Consider the following 289-nt stretch of genomic DNA (forward strand, 5'->3'; position numbering starts at 1 on the left):
GACCGGGGACGACGGAACCACCGGGCTGAGCGATTTCTCCCGCGTGGCCAAAACCGATCCGCGTTTGATCGCCTACGCCGACTGCGATGAGGCCAATGCGGCAATCGGCGTCGCCCTCGCGGTGGGCGCGCCCGAGCCACGTATCGGTACGGTCCTGCGTCAGGTGCAGAACGACCTGTTCGACGCGGGCGCGGACCTGTCGACGCCGATCGTCGAGGAGCCGAAGTACCCACCACTGCGCATCACGCAGTCCTATATCGCCCGGTTGGAAGCCTGGTGCGACGAGTTC

Annotated in this window: 1 protein-coding gene; it reads left to right on the plus strand. The window is 66.4% G+C overall.

Annotated features, from left to right (window positions below; genetic code table 11):
• Window positions 1-289 (plus strand): ATP:cob(I)alamin adenosyltransferase (locus GV790_RS29920; RefSeq protein ID WP_163818165.1); only part of this gene is annotated, 289 nt, incomplete at both ends.

Source organism: Nocardia cyriacigeorgica (assembly GCF_010858045.1).
GTDB lineage: Bacteria > Actinomycetota > Actinomycetes > Mycobacteriales > Mycobacteriaceae > Nocardia > Nocardia cyriacigeorgica_E.